Consider the following 16,348-nt stretch of genomic DNA (forward strand, 5'->3'; position numbering starts at 1 on the left):
TCAAAATTAAAATAAACAAACATGAAAAAGACACTGATCATCAATATAGGAAATTCCATTATCCACATCGAAGAAGATGCCTACGAGGTGCTTACCACCTACCTGAACGAAATTAAACAACACTTTGCCAAAAACGCCGACGATTTTGAGATTGTAACCGATATCGAAAACCGTATTGCCGAAATGCTGACCGAGATTTTGACAACTTCGCAAAAGCAGGTAGTTGAAATGGCCGACGTTGAAGGCGTGATTGCGCAGATGGGTCGCGTGCAGGATTTCCAAAACGAAGAAGAGGAAATGCCACAGGCCAATCAGACTTTTAGTTTTACCGGCGATAAAAAATTGTATCGCGACATGGAAGATGCCATGATTGCCGGTGTGTGTTCGGGCTTGGGCCATTACATGAACATCGAGGCACGCTGGATCAGGCTGGTGGCTTTCTTGTCTATTTTTATTGGCGGTGCGGGCATTTTGGCTTACCTCATTTTGTGGATTGCCATTCCGAGAGCGGTTTCCAGATCCGAAAAAATGGAAATGAAAGGAGAAGCGACCAATTTGTATGGCTATCAGCGGAATTTTGAAGAAGAAATGGCTGCTTTTGCGGCCAACATGAAATCGACTGGCGAAAAACACTTTAAGCCGATGATGAAGCGTTCGGGCAGTTTAATTACCGAATTTCTGGATGCGATACGCCGTTTCCTCAACGGAAGTGCCAAAGCCATCTTTAAGCTTATTGCCGGGTTGATGATTGTTTTCGGTTTTGGTGCTATGATCGGCCTAATCGCTTGCTTGGCTGCCTTGTTGGGTTTTTGGGATGCCTATGATTATTTCCCTTTCTCGATCATTAACGAAAGCTACAGGGATACCCTTGTTTTCGCTGCTTTTATAAGTTTGTTTATCCCGATTTTGGCGTTGGTACTTTTCTCTATCCGTGTTGCCTTTAACAAAACCACCATCAACAAAACCCTGTCGTTTGCCTTATTGATCATTTGGCTGGTGGGTGTTTCTACAACGATTTATTATGGCGCCAAAATTTCGGCCGAGTTTCAGGAGCATGCCGAATTGGTGCGTACCACTTCGCTTAAAAGCTACCCAACCTACCGTATCGACGTAGACAGGAGCATGATTTTTAGCAAGGAGGATAGCTTGGCCTACCACATCGGCAAAGACGATTTTGGCGACAGGGTAGTGGTAGACAACGACGAAGACCATCCTTTTCGCATCCCCCGAAATGTGCATTTGGAAATCGTAAAAAGCGACAATGGCAAAACCAGCATGATACAGACTTACGAATCGCAGGGCAAAACCTTTTCTATGGCGTTGAAAAATGCACAGAATATTGATTACAAATACACACAAACAGATTCGCTGCTCGTGCTTAGTCCGAGGCTGCAGCTGAAAAAAGAAAGCATTTGGAGAAACCAGGAATTGCACATCACCCTCAAGGTGCCGGTTGGAACCCACCTGTTGGTAAACGACAATATCTATATGCTGCAATTCTATTATTTCTCTTGCAATGCCGATGAAGATAAACAGGGCGAATACAAAGAATGGGTGATGACCGAAGAGGGACTGAAGTGCAAAAGCGAGCTGTAAAAGCTCCATAAAATAGCCATGAAGCTAGGTTTTGCAAATTAGTTGTCTTAAAATTTGGAATCTATTTTCTGTATTAATAACTTAGTGTATTATTTAACTAGTACAGTTGAAAAATAAAATGAATGAGGGATGCTGAACGGGATAAGCTTAGGCCGGTTTATCCTGCGAAATGCAACCGTAGGCATTGGGTTTTGAGACTGGTTTGATAAAGAAAAGAGCTTTGGTTTTGCCGGATTAACCAAGCCATAATGGGCGGAAGCCTGTTGAAAGTAAAAAGTTATTAAACGTATTTAGACAAAATTTTTAATCCGCCAACCACTTCAAAGGTGGCATTGGCGCTCATGAAAAAAAACAGATGAATTAAGCTCTACCGAGCATATAATCCCTAGACATTATGAAAAAATTAATTGTGCTGATAGCCTGTCTATTGGCGTACGGGACTTCTTTTGCCCAAAAAAACAGTAAAATTACAGGTAAGGTTACCGACGAAAAAGCAGAGGCGGTACCTTATGCCTTGGTTAAACTGCTCCATTTTCCTGATACGGCCACCCTCAAAACAGTGCAGACCGATTTTGATGGCAATTTTGCCTTCGAACAGGTAAAATCTGGAAACTACTTGCTTGCCGTACAGCTGGTAGGCTACAAAGCCACCAAAACAGAACGTTTTACAGTAGCCGATGCCGATGTAAAGCTGCCCGCCATTAAAATGGAAGGACTAACCAAGCAGCTTAAAGAGGTAACTATCGAAACCAGGAAGCCATTTGTGGAGCATAAAATAGACAAAACGGTGCTCAATGTAGAAAACAGCATCGTGGCTACGGGCGGTACAGCCCTCGAAGTGCTCGAAAAAGCCCCTGGCGTAACCATCGATAGGCAGAACGACCAAATCAAGCTGAACAATAAAACCGGTATTACGGTGATGATAGACGGAAAACCCAACGTGCTTTCGGGTGCCGACGTTACTACCTTGCTGAGCAACATGAGCAGCGACCAGATTTCGACCATCGAACTCATTACCAATCCATCATCCAAATACGATGCGGCTGGCAATGCGGGTATTATCAATATCAAGCTCAAAAGAAATAAGTTTTTTGGTACCAATGGCAGTGTTTCGTTTAATGGTGGCCAAGGTTTGATGCCCGGTTCGCCAAGCGATTTGTACAGGGCAGGAGTATTTCTCAACCTGAACCACCGTGTTGACAAGTGGAACATCTTTGGCAATGCGGGTTTTATGCGCAGAACCAACTTCAACAACATCAGGGTTAACCGCAACACCTTGTCAAATGGACTTTCGAGTGCTTTCGACCAGAATTTTGACCGCAACAACCACGGGGTGGGCTATACCGGAAAGCTAGGCGCAGATTACTATGTGTCTGAAAAAACCGTAATCGGCGTGATGGTTGATGCCAATACCATAAGCACCAATTTGGGCAACTTGAGCAATACCTATATCCAGGAATTGCAAAATGGTACAAGCACTTCAAACTCGGTAAGCCAGCAGGCAATTTCAAAATCGCCGGCGAGCAATCTGACCGCCAATTTTAACATCAAGCACGATTTTGGCAAAGAGGCAAGCCTGACTTTCGATGCCGACTATGCAGGTTTCAGCAACAAAAAGAACGAAGTTTTCGATGCGAAATACCTGAATGGTGCCGGACAAGTGAACAAGACCACCGGGTTGAGAAATACCACCGACGCCAACATTGATGTTTATGCCCTGAAATCCGACCTCACGTTGCCGATCTCTAAAACCTTTAAATTTGAAGCAGGCCTGAAGAGTAGCCATGTTATTACCCATAATAACCTGCTGGCCGAAGAATTTGTAAACGGCAATTGGCAAAATAACCTCGGACGCTCTAACGATTTTGTATATAAGGAAAATATCAATGCTGCCTACGCCAATGTGGCGAAAGAATGGAAGGTGTTTCAAGTGCAATTGGGCTTAAGGGCCGAGCATACCCATTCAAACGGCAATTCGATAACCGAAAACAAAGTAGTGGACAGAAACTATTTGTCTTTGTTTCCAACGGTATTTGTGAACCAGAAAATAAACAAAGACAACAACATCAGGTATTCTTACAGCCGTAGGGTAGACCGCCCGAATTACCAGCAGCTCAATCCATTTGTGTTTTACATGGATCCATATGCGCTTGATCAGGGCAATCCTTATTTAAAGCCGCAGTTTACCAACAATTTTGAGTTGGGCTACAGTTATAAGGAATATTCACTGTCTTTTAACTACTCTGATACCCATGATATGATTACGCAGATCAGCCAGCAAGACGAGGCAACCCGTATTGTAAATGTAATCAGGGCAAACCTGGGGAGGGCACAGAATTACTCGGTCAATTTGTATGTACCTATTCGCCTAGCCAAATTCTGGAATACGCAGCAAAACCTTAATGTTTTCTACAATAAGTTTAGCGACAACAATTTAGAAGGCGCCCAGTACAACGCGAGCAAGGTGGCTTATAGCTTCAATACGACACAATCGTTTATGCTGCCCAACAACTTTAGTCTAGAGCTTAACTTTTGGCTCAATTCGCCACGCGTATCTGGGGTAGAACAAACCACAATTTACCAATATGCCTTGAATGCAGGCGTACAAAAATCGTTGCTGAACAAAAAGATGAAGCTCAGGTTGAGTGTAGACGATATTTTTCTGACCAACCATTGGGAAGGCAAGCTCCAATATCAGAATGTAAACCTGCAGGTAGTAAACCGCTATACCAGCCGTAGGGCATCGTTTAGTCTCAGCTATAATTTTGGAAACCAGAATGTAAAATCGGCCCGTAACCGCAACACCGCCACCGACGATTTGAAGAATAGGGCCAATTAACCTGAAAAATCATGAAAACCAAAAAACTACTTTACCTAGGTCTCATTATGCCCTTCGTGTTTTGGGTAAGCATGGCCATTGCCGGCGAACTGCACGGCAACTATAATCCCTTTGTGCATACCGTAAGCGAACTGGGTGCCATTGGTGCAAATTCGGAAAGCTTTATGGCCATTGCCATGCTGTGTTGTGCAGTGATGGCCCTATGCTTCGTTGTAGGCTTATGGCGTGTTTGCACGGAGATGGAAGTAAGCATTGTGCCTATTTTGGCTACGCCTGCCTGTGCAATCATGTTCGCCTGGACATCCATTTTCCATCTCGGACATCCATGGCATGAGGTAATTGGTTTTGTGCCCTTGTTGCTTTTTATCGGAGCATGGCTAAGCGTGTTGCTTTGGAAGTCACGGCAGCTGCAAAACCTGAGAAAGCTGTCGTTGCTAAGTTTTTTGATGATGGCCTTGATTTTTCTGCGCTTTGTTCCTTCGTTTCAACAGCATTTTCCAGGTCTGGTACAACGTTTTTTTCACCTGGGCTGGTCCATGTGGTTTGTGTCCATGGCCTTCAGCTTTATCAAATTACTCAATGCTAAATATAATTATGTTCCGGCTATTAACGACTAATGTTTAATTATTTAATATTGAAGCGATGAAAACAATAAGCAGATTTAGGTTGGTATTGCTCATCATCGGAGGCTTGCCAGGTATTTTGATGGTGCAAACCATGGTGCAGACTGAAAATACCAGCTTCGTCAAGAGCCAGGATCTTATCTTCGAATTTATAAAGGCGAACAAAAAAATAGCCAAAATAATTGCCTGCGAAAATGGAAGTTTTGCAGCAGAATTGAAACGAATTAAATAAAACAGATATGAAAAGAATATACTTAATGGTAGCCTTGGTTGCGGTATTGGCATCGGGCTGCAAATTTGGTGGCCATGCTGATAGCCAATCGATCAGCATTAGGAACACCAACGAAGGCTACAACTTTCAGGCTTCTTATCCCGAGCGGAAAAGCAAATACGTGGTCGACTACGTTGAGCGTACCTTAAAAGACGACCGTATTTTTGATGCGGCAGAAAAAAAGGATGCCGAAATCGTTTTAGGTGATGGTAGCCGGTTTTACCTGAAGGCTTATCCAGGCTATGTAGAAATCGATTTTAAGAAGAACAAAAACTCATTCACTTCCTACCAAAAGCTAAAAGAGCTGTGTGCAGGTGTAAAAGATACGCTTAAATAAGCCAAAAGCCCCAAAGCAATAGCTTCGGGGCTTTTTTATGAAAAAACTATTTGACCGTATAGTGGTAAACAGCTCTTCCCAGGTTGCCGCTTTTGTCGAGCCCCTCAACTACCACTCTGTAGGTTCCCCTGCCGTCGGCATTGAAAAATTCGAAGCTGGCATTGCCTTTTTCGTCGGTAATTACCTTAGGGTTCCAATAAATGGTTGTTCTTAAGTCGTTGCTGTTGATTGGCGCGCCTGGAAGGTATTTTGGCGCATAAAACTCTCTTTCCTTGGCATATCCAGGTGGCGAATAGGTAATGATGTTGGTTTTGGGCAACATGTCCATCAGTTCTTGCTTGCTGATTTTTTTGCCCACAGGTGCCTTCTTGGTGTTGATTACCATTACACCACGTGTTCCATAAAGACGATCTACGGTTCCCAGGTCATCCTTTAAGAAAATCTCTACCGATTCTACTTCTGCGGCGTTTACGCCATTGATGTCTCTGGCATCAACCGGGTTTCCATTGATGAAAACCTGAACCGGCGTTCGCGATCCCGAGTTGAAATCTCTCGAAACATAAAAATTTTCATTGTCGAAAGTGAGGCCGGTGGCCATTGTTTTCAAACATTGCAGCAACATTGTACAGCCCGAGCTAAAACGGTCGCCACTTAACAAATGGTCGGGATTTGGATTAAGACCAGAAAGGGTTGCATGGTCGCTATGGCTTGGTTTTTTAATCGGAGCGCCTTTAATCTCTACGGTTTTTAAGGTGCGCAAATACCTGTACTGCTTTTGGCTGTTGTTCAGGTAGGCCGATAGTGTGGTGTCGATATTGGCCACCTCGTCTGCAATGTTTGGGTTTTTGGAAGGCGCAGGAGAGGGAACGCCATCGAGCATGATCATCATATTGGCCGAATTTGCATTGTACTTGGCGCTGATTACCACTTGCGATGAATCGGGAATGTTCAGGTTCTGGAAGTTGAACACGCCCATGTTGGTGGTTACGGTTTCGGCCGAAATCGGTTTTCCGGTTACCATTAAACGCATAGCGCCCTTTCTAATCGGCATACCGGTGCGGTCTCTCAGCGTGCCGGTAATGTTCATGCCTTGTTCTGGCAGCAGATTAACAATCGGATATTCGTCGGCCAGGATGGCTTTGTAAGAAAACCTGCGATAGCCTTGTGTGAGCATGAGCTTGTCTAAGTCAGCCAGTTTTTTCTCGTCGGTTTTGATGAAGTAGTAATTTGGTTTTTCGATGTAGCCTTTAAGGTCGGAAGTGAGCAACAGCGAGCTCAAAATGGTGGTTTCGCTATTTTCGTCAACCGGTACTTTTTGTTCGTCGGTTACCGATACCGAAAAATCGCCGGCTACCGGGAGGCTGGCACTCTTGGCGTCGAGCGATATTTTTACTTTTTGGCGAGGCTTGTACAAGGGCAGATCGCTTTTTACGGTCAGGTTAAGGGCATTTGGATGGAGAATAAAAACCAAGCGTTCGCTCAAAGGCTTGCTGTTGGCATCGAACAAAGTAAGCTGCACAATACCCGATGGGAAATTGCCTTTAGGTATTTTGGTAATGATCACCTGGTTTTTGAGTGGTGCTTTGGCCGCATAGTAAACCACATTCGAGTTTTGGGCCACTACAAAAAAAGTCTTGTCTTTATTGGCTTCAAAATAAGGCGTATTGGCCAAGATCTTTAAATTAACAAATTCGGTATTCGAATTGATTACCTGCAGGCTAATGCTGCTGGCATTGGCTTTTGGCAGTTCGTAGATACTGGTAGAGCCATCTTTAAAAGTGGCTTTAGCCCGGTAAACCTTGCCGGCTTCAGGTGTAATGAAAAACGAGCCCATGCCTGCAAACGAACTGTTGAAAGCGGTAATCTCGTTGTTTTGGTCGTCGATAATGCTGCCTTTCACGTCGGCACCTAAGCCAGAAGCCCTCACGGCCTTAAAGCCAACCTGGTTCGGAATGCCTCCAACCAGTTCGCCTCCTTCCGGGAAAAACTGAAAATCGACCGTATTAACGCGCTGCTTCAAATCGAAACTTGCATTGGCGGTTTCTTTTTCGTTAATGCTGAGCGAGGTTATAATATTGCCCTTGGTAATGGGTTCGCCGTTTTTGCTGGTTACACTGATGGTAAGTACGCCGTTTTGGTCGGTAGTGCCCTTGCCTTTGGCAAATACATCATAATTTGAATAGACCTGCCAGTTGACCGTTTTGTTGGCATAGGCCTTTTTGGTCATGTCGCGAAATTGGATTTTGGCATTGGTCTTGATGTTTTTGTCGCTCTGCTCGTTGGTAAAGGAAATATTGGTAATGAGTTGCTTGTCAATCGCCTCGCCTATGGGAATGGTTTTGGTAAAGAAATAAGCGTTGTCGAAATTGGCCATCCACAGGGTATAGGCTCTTACATAATAATTGCCCTGTTTGTAGGTGTTCATATTCAGCGGAATATTGCCGTAAGCTACGCTGTTCCTAACCGGCAGCTTAACTGTTTGTACCAGTGAATCCTTGGCCGTCCACAGTTCTACATACACAATCTTGCTCAATGGCGAAGGTACATTCTGTTCGGTAGTTACATAGGCTTTGAACCAAACCGTGTCGGCCACTGCATAATAGGGCTTGTCAAAATGCACATAAACCTTTTCTATAGGTTGCTCGTCGGAAAGTCTTTTGGTTTTGCTAATGATATTGCTAAGGGCCACGCTGTCTTGCTGGGCACTGGCCGATAAATTAAATAGGAAGGTGGAAATCAGGAAGGCGAAAAGGATTTTGGTCAGTTTCATCAATTGTCGTACTTGTTGAATGTTCGCTAATATATTGATTATTGATGGATAGAAACTTATCGTAACTCATCTTTAACATATTTTTACAATAAGGACCTGCCTGTGCAGGGTGGCGGATGTAGAGTGGCTGCGTTTGATCAATATTGGTGAAGTTTTCAAAATTTCGAAAGCTTAATCAAAAAAAACGGACGACTGTAAACAATCGCCCGCTTTTTTATTGCCAATGGGATAAGCAATTTCTTCGGCAAATCCAAAGTCTGCCTTTTCAGCTATTTTATTTGAATTCGATTACAAAATCTGCAAGTGATTGACGTACTTTTTTCAAGCCCACTAACCAGTCGCCCGTTTCATCGCGGTAGCCCAAAGGCAACATTGTAACGCTGCGCAGATTCTTGGCTCTTAGACCCAGCAATTCGTCAACTTTGGCATTGTCGAAACCCTCCATCGGGGTAGCATCCACTTGAAGTAAGGCCGCTTGTGCAATAGCCATGCCGAAGCCGATGTAGGCCTGACGGGCAGCATGCTGGAAATTGAGTTCGGCTTCACGGTCAACCAACATCCCTTTTAGGCGAGCAACATAGTCGGCAGTGGCCTCGGCCGGAACGCCACGCTCTTGGTTGGTTCTGTTAAATACCTCGTCAATGTTCTCATGGGTATAGTTGTCCCAAGCCGCAAAAACCAATAGATGCGACGAGTCTACAATTTGTGATTGGTTAAAGGCGTGTGGCAACAAGGCTTGTTTAAGTTCAGGGTTGGTTACCACGATTACCTTGAATGGTTGCAAGCCGGATGAAGTTGGCGCCAAGCGGGCGGCTTCTAAAATAAGGTCTACTTTTTCTTGCGGTACCGCTTGTCCGTTCATTTTTTTGGTGGCATAGCGCCAGTTCAATGCTTCTATTAATTCCATTGTATTATTCTAATTTTTATGTGATTTTTTAATTGTTGATGTTCATGATAAAGCCCTGTATGGCATCTTGCAGCACTTTTTGCTGCAGTTCATCGGGGGCAGCGGTAAGGTTGATCATGTTGATGGAGCTTAGTCCATGGAGGATCGACCAAAAAGTGTGGAACTTTAAAGTGGTTTGGGGGCTGCATTCGCCTCCCTGCAACTGTTTGAGGGCAGCAATAATGATGTCGCCAAAGCGGCCAATTTCGGCTATTTCTTTAGCGCGATCACAATTGGGTACGCCCAGGCCAAACATAATCTGGTAGTATTCGCGGTGCGAAAGGGCAAACTCGTAATAAGCTATGGCAATGAGCTTAAGTTGTTGCGCCGGATCGGCCGATTGTGCCTTTGCGGCCAGAGCGGCATCGCCCAAAAGGATAAAGCCATGCCTGATAAAATCCTCCATAATGGCATCCTTGTTTTCGAAATGGTTGTAAACCACGGGCAGGCTGTAGCCTATTACATCGGCAATTTTGCGGATAGAAACCGCAGTCCAGCCCTCTTTGAGCATAATGGCGCGGGCGGCTTCCAAAATGGATTCCTTCTGTTGCTCGCGCTGTTTTAACCGACGTTCTGTAACTGCCATTTAATAAAAAGTTAACACTGTTAGCAAAAGTAGAATGCCTTGTTCAAAACTGAAACATCTAAAATGGTTTATGACCAAAAAATGATAGGAAAAAGGGTGAGGTAAAAACATTTGCTGCCTAATGACGTTTAAATATTATACTATGCAAGCATAATGAATATGCTTGTTCCTAAATTCTCATCGTTATGAAAAAGCTTGTATTGATTGCTACATTATTAGCAGGAGCGTCTCTCTCTACTTTTGCCCAGGAAGGAAGGGGGTTTTACCTTAAGCCAACTGGAAGCTACTTTTTAAAGGTTACCCCGGTAGAATTCCCGAATGTGGGCTCGTTGCAGCCACGTGATTATGTGTTTTCGATCAACCCTTCGTCGGGTGCACAGACGCGGATTTCTGAAAGCACCATAACAGGGTCGTTTGGCCAGGGCTGGCGTGCCGGTTTAACTGGAGGTTTCAGGTTCAATAATGTTGTGGCGGTAGAATTGGGCGTGAATTATTTCCAAAGCGAGAAAAACACCATGGCCAAGCAAACGGGCTACATCGGCAATAACCGCGTATTGGCACTAGAGGCTGTTGGACAGGTTTCGGCATTGGATTTAACCCCGAGCCTGGTTTTCCACTTGCCAACGCAAATGAAATTTAAGCCTTATCTCAAAATGGGAGCGGTAGTTCCCGTATATGGCTACCTAGATATCAATACTACGGCCAGCGACCAAACCGGTACCATTGCCAAAACCGTAAACCCTAACTTTGTGGCCATTGAGCTTACCCGTTCTGAAAGGGTAAAACCTAAGCCAACGCTCGGCTTTATAGGCGCGGCGGGCTTTAATTACCCCATTGGTAAAAACATCAGCTTCTTTAGCGAAATCGAATATCGAAACGTATCGGTAAACAGCGATAGCAAAGAAGTGAAAAGCTTTAACGCTACCGGAACCTTGGCCAACGGAACCAAGGTAAACGTTGGGCTAAACGATTTGCCAACCGCGGTAAGGGAAACCAATTACCACAAAACGCTAACGCCAAGCTCTAATGTAGCGGGTACGGCAAATTACAATCCGAACCAACCCAGCGACGACTTGAAATCCTATATCAACATTGGGGGATTGGGCTTGAACGTGGGCTTGAAAATAGGAATATAGATTGCGCTTTTCCTGACCTGGATTTGCTAACAATAACAAAAAAGCCTCTTCTTGATTTAGATCAGGATGAGGCTTTTTACTTTAACCATTAAGCTAATTGAGCTTGGTTGTTTCGTGTTGCCGAGCCCATGTTTTGATTAACATAACCCTTAATGTGCTTAATGCCTCCATGGTTCCATGATTTGGATAGGATAGCCAACCATGAAATTAAGGTAATTAAGCTTGGTTGTTTCGTGTGGCCGTGTTTAGGCTTTTGAATGGCGTAAGCCTGAATGGTTCAACCCAGAACTTCCCACGATTTAATGTTTCAGCTTTGCTTTGAACAGCTTTTCCAGTTTTTCCATTTTGGGTAAGATCACCAGTCGGCAGTAAGGCGCTTCGCCATTTTTCAGGTAATAGTCTTGGTGGTAGTTCTCGGCCACATAAAAAGGCTGGGCCTTGGCAATTTCGGTTACTACTGGTTTGCCAAAGGCATTGGCTTTGTTCAACTCTGCCTTATATTTTTCGGCAATTTCTTTTTGCTCGTTGTTATGGTAAAAAATAACCGAGCGGTATTGGGTGCCCACGTCGGCACCTTGCCTGTTCAGGGTGGTGGCATCGTGGCTTTTCCAGAAAATTTCCAGTAGCTCGTCGTAGCTTATTTTTGCCGGATCGTATTCCATTTCAATAACCTCGGCATGGTTGGTGGTTCCGGTACACACCTCTTCGTAGGTAGGGTTGGCAATATCGCCACCCTCATAGCCCGACTTTACGTTCGATACGCCGTTTAATCGCTGGAATAAAGCTTCAGAGCACCAAAAACAGCCCATGCCAAAAGTGGCTTTCAGGGTTTTTGGTTTTTGGGCGTTTGCATCTTGCATAGATAGGAGGATTAGTGCCATAATGGTTAGGTATTTCATCTGATGAAAATATAATGTACGCAATGTTTAGTAAGTATACGTAAAAGGATGCATTAAAGTTTTTTAAATCAAAAAATGTACTTCTTGCTGACAAAAGCCGGAATTGCGCTGAACTTTCAGATTTGTTAATAACTTAACAAATTGTTTTGTAAATTGTTAGCTGGTAAAAATGGGCAGGTTCAAACTTTATTAACATATCTTTTCTAAATTTAAATATTCATTAAAATTAAAATCATATGTCTACACCGTATATTCCATGCCTAGATTTGGGCACCTACATTAATGGAAACGAGGAGCAACGCAAAAAGTTCTCCGACGAACTGGGAAGAGCCTTCAACGACTCGGGCTTTGTAACCATTACCAACCATGGCGTAAGTCAGGAATTGATTGACAAGCTGTACGAAAACATTAAAGCGGTTTTTGCCCTTCCGGTAGAAATCAAACGCAAATACGAAAAGCCTGAACTGGCCGGCCAGCGTGGCTACACCAGTGCAGGCAAGGAAACGGCAAAAGGCGCTAAAACTGCCGATTTGAAAGAGTTCTGGCAAATTGGCCAGGAAGTATCTGATGGGGATCCGATTAAAAAAGAATATCCTGATAATGAAGTGCTGGAGGAGTTGCCTGAATTTAACCAGGTTACCCGCGAAATTTATGTAAAATTAGAAGAAAACGGTAAACACCTGTTAAGAGCCATTGCCACTTATTTAGGTTTGCCAATCGATTATTTTGACAAACATGTACACAATGGTAACTCTATTTTAAGGGGTATCCATTATTTTCCTATCGAAAACCCCGATTCGTTGCCTGATGATGCAGTTCGAGCTGGCGCCCATGAGGATATTAACCTGATTACCTTGCTGATTGGTGCCAGTGCCGATGGACTTGAGGTGTTGACCAGAAGCAACGAATGGTTGCCAATTAAGGCCCACCATACCGATATTGTGGTAAACGTTGGCGATATGTTGCAACGCTTAACCAATAACAAGCTGAAATCTACCACGCACAGGGTAGTTAATCCGCCAAGAGAGCTGATGAAGACCTCGCGTTTCTCGGTGCCATTCTTCCTGCATCCGCGTTCTGATATGGACTTGACCAGCTTGCCATCAACCATTGATGCCGAGCACCCGAAAGTGTACAGCGATATGACCGCAGGCGAGTACTTGGATGAGCGCTTGAGAGAAATTGGACTAAAAAAATAATCCATTCAAAAATAAAAAAGGCAGCTGTCTGAATAGTCAGCTGCCTTTTTTTATGGCGTAGATCTTGTGGCTCGACGATGCTAGTTTTGCAACAGGCTTCTAACCGATACTTGCGGAGTTTCGCCTTTGGGTACAATAAAAATAGCATCGCTTTGCAGGGTTTGGCCGGCATCAAAATAATAGCCTGCCACTACGGTCATGGTTTGGCTCACAAATTTGCCGTCTTTGTCTTTGCCCGGATAAGTAACCGTAATCATGTGCGCTTTCATGCCTACGTCTAGCTTTTTCGAAGTTAGCCTGGCACCAGTTGCATTTAAGCAGTTCAGTTCCACAATTTTGCTTTTAAGCGCTGCCGATAAGTCGCTCGCGGAAGCCAACCTGACGTTAAATGATTTTGGGCTGTTGTTTTTTACGGTGGCCACCACTTTGTAGCGGTCAAAGCTTTGGTCTTTTACCTCGATGCTTTCTTTGTTAATAATGTTGAAGGTTACGGCGATGCCGTTGAGGTCTAGGGTTTGGCCATCTTTAAGCTGCTGAGCCTTTGAAGCACTAATAAAGCCCGTAACCAGTAAGGCTAAAATAAAAACAGTCTTTTTCATGAAGGGATGATTTTAAGGGTTGAAAAGGTAGTTGAAGATAAGCGTTTTTTATGGTTTTTGCCACGCCTGTCCCAAAGCCTGCAACTTAAATTTCAAAAGCCTTTCTGATTTCGTTGGCATAAGAACGGCTCGATTTTAGCCTGATTTCCTGTGCCCCCTTCATGATAAATACAAAAGCGCCATTAAAGCTTCGCCTGATTTCGGCAACCTGATTGTGGTTGATGATGATGCTCCGGTGTATGCGCATAAAATCTTTGCCCAGTTTTTCTTCCAGCGCTTTTAACGTAAAATCGGTAATGTATTTTTTGTGGTCGTTGGTATAGATGAAAACATATTTCTCATCGGCTTCCACGTAATTGATGTCGGCTATTTTGATTAATACAAAACGCTCGCCAATTTGCAGGCTCAGCGTAGTCGCTTTTTTGGCGGGTTCGGTAAACGCAAGTTGTCTGATGGCCTCAAAGTCGTTTTTAATGACGTTTTTTTGTAGTTTCTGAATGGTTTTTGCCAACCGGTCTGCTTCAATGGGCTTTAACAAATAGTCGATGGAGTTTTCTTCAAAAGCCCTAATGGCATATTGATCGTAGGCCGTCGCAAAAATAACGATGGGGTGGAACTCCAATTTGTCGAGCATCTCAAAGCCATTGAGCATGGGCATTTCGATATCCAGGAAAATAACATCGGGCTTTAAGAGGTTGATCAGTTCGGCCCCTTCTTCGCCGTTGGCGGCTTCGCCTATAATGACGATAGCATCGGTATAAGCAGCCAGCAACCTGCGCAGTCGGCTTCTGGCTAGGGGTTCGTCGTCTATAATTAAGGTTTTAAACATGGGCTAAAGGTATTTTAATCTGAACCATTTTTTGAGGACTGTTGATGAGCTCCACTTTGCCATGGGCCCCATAGAGCAGCTGTATTTTGTCGAAAGTGCTTTGCAAGCCATATCCCAACACTAAATCGGAGGCAAAAGGTTGGCCGTTATCGGCTACTTGAATAACCAAATCAGTAACCTCGGCAAAAACATCAACTGCTAAGCGGCCGTTTGCGGCGTTGTATTTGAGGCCGTGTTTTAAGGCATTTTCTACCAAAGGCTGGATCAAAAACCTGGGAATTTTAGTCGTATATAACCCGGCTCCAATGTTGACCTCAAAGGTAACCCTGTTTCCAAAACGTATCTTTTCTATTTCGAGGTAAAGGCTTAGCAATTCGGCTTCTTCCCTAATGCTCACCAGGTTTTCTTGGCTCTGGTTAATGCTGTAACGGAAAAGCTTGGAGAGCTTAATGGTCATTTCTTCGGCCTGATCGGGATTGTCTTTGATAAGGCCTGCAATAGAATTTAAGGCATTGTATAAAAAATGCGGATTGATCTTCGCCTGCAGGGCCTCTAGTTCGGCACTCGACCTCAGCTCTTTCATTTTATGCAACTCGAGCTCTTTTTGGTTCAGCTTGTTTGCCTGAAGGGCTTTCCGGTAAATGTCTACATAAATGAGCGTACAAACCACCAATACCAAAATCGAATCGAAGAGATAGTCTTTGGTGTGCGGAAACTGGCTTTCCCAGTTGTAAAAATAGCCCAGCACCAAATAGGTCAGTTCTACGGCGATAATCATGCCCGCAAAACTAATCAGGTAATAGATCGTAAAATTGCGCCATACGTTTTCCCAGTTGCGCAATAGCTTGGTAGAGGTAGCAAAATGGACCATGTTGGCAATGGTGAGCGAAATGCTGGTGCTAAAGGTGAGACTGGCAATAAGGTATTCGATAGGTTTTAAGGCATTAGCTATAGCCGATTGCGTAACATAGACCAAAAGTCCAAGCACAAGGCCAATGAGGCCATATTTGATATTGGTTCGCAACCAGCTTTTTCTGCACCGGGTTAACATATTGCAAATTGGCGATTTTTTTAAAGATATTGGGCTAATAATTGTGCAGTTCTTGCCATGCCCCAATTGGGCGATAAGTCGTTTGCGGGCTTAAATGCCTCAAATTTTTGTTTGGCCATTTCTAAAATGGGTTTGGCGGCGGCCTTTCCGCCTCCAAAATTTTCTGGCGTGTAAAATGTATTCTGTCCTTTGATGAGGTAAATGCGCGGGTTTTCTGGATTAAGCGCCTGTGCTTTTTCCAATGCCGCTTTAGAAGCGGCCACAAAATGGAGACGGTTCATCGGGTCGATAGATACTTTCATGTACTGCACATAACCACGTAAGGCATAAACTTCGTCGTTGCTGCCGGTTATCTTTTCGGCTTTGTCCAGCAACTGAAGCGCAAGGTCGAAAAAAGCATCCTTCTCTTTGGCATTGGCTTCGCTCAATCCACCCATCAAGTTGGCATAGGAGGCGTAATACAAAGGCAGCCAAGCCTTGGGTTCGGCATCGGCAATTCTGTTAAACGTGGCAGCCTGGGTAATAAAATCGCTCTTTTCCTGTGCTTTGTTTAGCAGGGCAATCGCATTTTGCATGGCCTTCACATAAGGTGTGTTTTGGGCTTTGGCTAGGATTGTAAAAGCCAATAAGCTGAATAAAATGATCAGGTTTTTCATCATGATTTGAT

At 44.1% G+C, this 16,348-nt stretch carries 15 protein-coding genes; 7 read left to right on the forward strand and 8 right to left on the reverse strand.

All coding sequences use genetic code 11. From position 1 onward, the window contains the following. The first annotated feature begins 21 nt into the window (after nt 1-21). From AC6H1S_RS02255 to AC6H1S_RS02275, 5 genes are all read left to right on the forward strand, one after another. Entirely contained in the window at nt 22-1,596 is a 1,575-nt protein-coding gene (locus AC6H1S_RS02255; protein WP_497564976.1) for a PspC domain-containing protein, read from the forward strand. Between the two features lie 394 nt (nt 1,597-1,990). Continuing rightward, the gene (locus AC6H1S_RS02260; RefSeq protein WP_497564977.1) at nt 1,991-4,435 is read left to right on the forward strand and encodes a TonB-dependent receptor domain-containing protein; all 2,445 of its coding nucleotides are present in this window, start codon (nt 1,991-1,993) and stop codon (nt 4,433-4,435) included. Nucleotides 4,436-4,446: 11 nt separating this feature from the next. Beyond that, nucleotides 4,447-5,052: a DUF998 domain-containing protein gene (locus AC6H1S_RS02265; RefSeq protein ID WP_497564978.1), complete on the forward strand. Its 606-nt coding sequence runs from the start codon at nt 4,447-4,449 to the stop codon at nt 5,050-5,052. 25 nt (nt 5,053-5,077) lie between these two features. Further along, nucleotides 5,078-5,290 carry a hypothetical protein gene (locus AC6H1S_RS02270; RefSeq protein WP_199138735.1) on the forward strand — a complete coding sequence of 71 codons (213 nt, stop codon included), beginning with the start codon at nt 5,078-5,080 and terminating at the stop codon, nt 5,288-5,290. A 7-nt stretch (nt 5,291-5,297) separates the two neighbouring features. Beyond that, entirely contained in the window at nt 5,298-5,666 is a 369-nt protein-coding gene (locus tag AC6H1S_RS02275; RefSeq protein ID WP_199138737.1) for a hypothetical protein, read from the forward strand. Between the two features lie 46 nt (nt 5,667-5,712). Here AC6H1S_RS02275 and AC6H1S_RS02280 read toward each other — a convergent pair whose 3' ends face one another. The 3 genes from AC6H1S_RS02280 to AC6H1S_RS02290 all read right to left on the reverse strand — a co-directional run bounded on the left by AC6H1S_RS02280 (nt 5,713) and on the right by AC6H1S_RS02290 (nt 9,968). Continuing rightward, on the reverse strand, nt 5,713-8,436 hold the full coding sequence (locus AC6H1S_RS02280) for a carboxypeptidase regulatory-like domain-containing protein (protein ID WP_497564979.1): 2,724 nt from the start codon (nt 8,434-8,436) through the stop codon (nt 5,713-5,715). A gap of 274 nt (nt 8,437-8,710) precedes the next feature. After that, complete coding sequence (locus AC6H1S_RS02285; protein ID WP_199138741.1) at nt 8,711-9,343, reverse strand: NAD(P)H-dependent oxidoreductase; 633 nt, start codon at nt 9,341-9,343, stop codon at nt 8,711-8,713. A gap of 28 nt (nt 9,344-9,371) precedes the next feature. Beyond that, entirely contained in the window at nt 9,372-9,968 is a 597-nt protein-coding gene (locus AC6H1S_RS02290) for a TetR/AcrR family transcriptional regulator (protein ID WP_199138743.1), read from the reverse strand. A 185-nt stretch (nt 9,969-10,153) separates the two neighbouring features. On the opposite strand from AC6H1S_RS02290, the gene AC6H1S_RS02295 reads away from it, so the two are divergent. Then, nucleotides 10,154-11,104 (forward strand): outer membrane beta-barrel protein, encoded by a 951-nt coding sequence (locus tag AC6H1S_RS02295; RefSeq protein ID WP_199138744.1) that lies wholly within the window; start codon nt 10,154-10,156, stop codon nt 11,102-11,104. Between the two features lie 299 nt (nt 11,105-11,403). Here AC6H1S_RS02295 and msrA read toward each other — a convergent pair whose 3' ends face one another. Then, the gene (gene msrA / locus AC6H1S_RS02300; protein WP_199138747.1) at nt 11,404-12,003 is read right to left on the reverse strand and encodes a peptide-methionine (S)-S-oxide reductase MsrA; all 600 of its coding nucleotides are present in this window, start codon (nt 12,001-12,003) and stop codon (nt 11,404-11,406) included. 236 nt (nt 12,004-12,239) lie between these two features. On the opposite strand from msrA, the gene AC6H1S_RS02305 reads away from it, so the two are divergent. Beyond that, nucleotides 12,240-13,202 carry an isopenicillin N synthase family dioxygenase gene (locus AC6H1S_RS02305; protein ID WP_497564980.1) on the forward strand — a complete coding sequence of 321 codons (963 nt, stop codon included), beginning with the start codon at nt 12,240-12,242 and terminating at the stop codon, nt 13,200-13,202. A gap of 80 nt (nt 13,203-13,282) precedes the next feature. On the opposite strand, the gene AC6H1S_RS02310 is transcribed toward AC6H1S_RS02305, so the two are convergent. From AC6H1S_RS02310 to AC6H1S_RS02325, 4 genes are all read right to left on the reverse strand, one after another. Further along, nucleotides 13,283-13,801 (reverse strand): hypothetical protein, encoded by a 519-nt coding sequence (locus tag AC6H1S_RS02310; RefSeq protein ID WP_497564981.1) that lies wholly within the window; start codon nt 13,799-13,801, stop codon nt 13,283-13,285. A gap of 85 nt (nt 13,802-13,886) precedes the next feature. Further along, a complete protein-coding gene (locus AC6H1S_RS02315) occupies nt 13,887-14,630 on the reverse strand; it encodes a LytR/AlgR family response regulator transcription factor (RefSeq protein WP_497564982.1) in 744 nt (247 codons plus the stop codon). Further along, entirely contained in the window at nt 14,623-15,681 is a 1,059-nt protein-coding gene (locus tag AC6H1S_RS02320; protein ID WP_497564983.1) for a sensor histidine kinase, read from the reverse strand. The genes AC6H1S_RS02315 and AC6H1S_RS02320 overlap by 8 nt, the downstream gene beginning before the upstream one ends. A gap of 20 nt (nt 15,682-15,701) precedes the next feature. Beyond that, on the reverse strand, nt 15,702-16,340 hold the full coding sequence (locus AC6H1S_RS02325) for a hypothetical protein (RefSeq protein ID WP_497564984.1): 639 nt from the start codon (nt 16,338-16,340) through the stop codon (nt 15,702-15,704). Nucleotides 16,341-16,348: the final 8 nt, after the last annotated feature.

The sequence above is a fragment of the Pedobacter sp. TM02 genome (assembly GCF_059705275.1).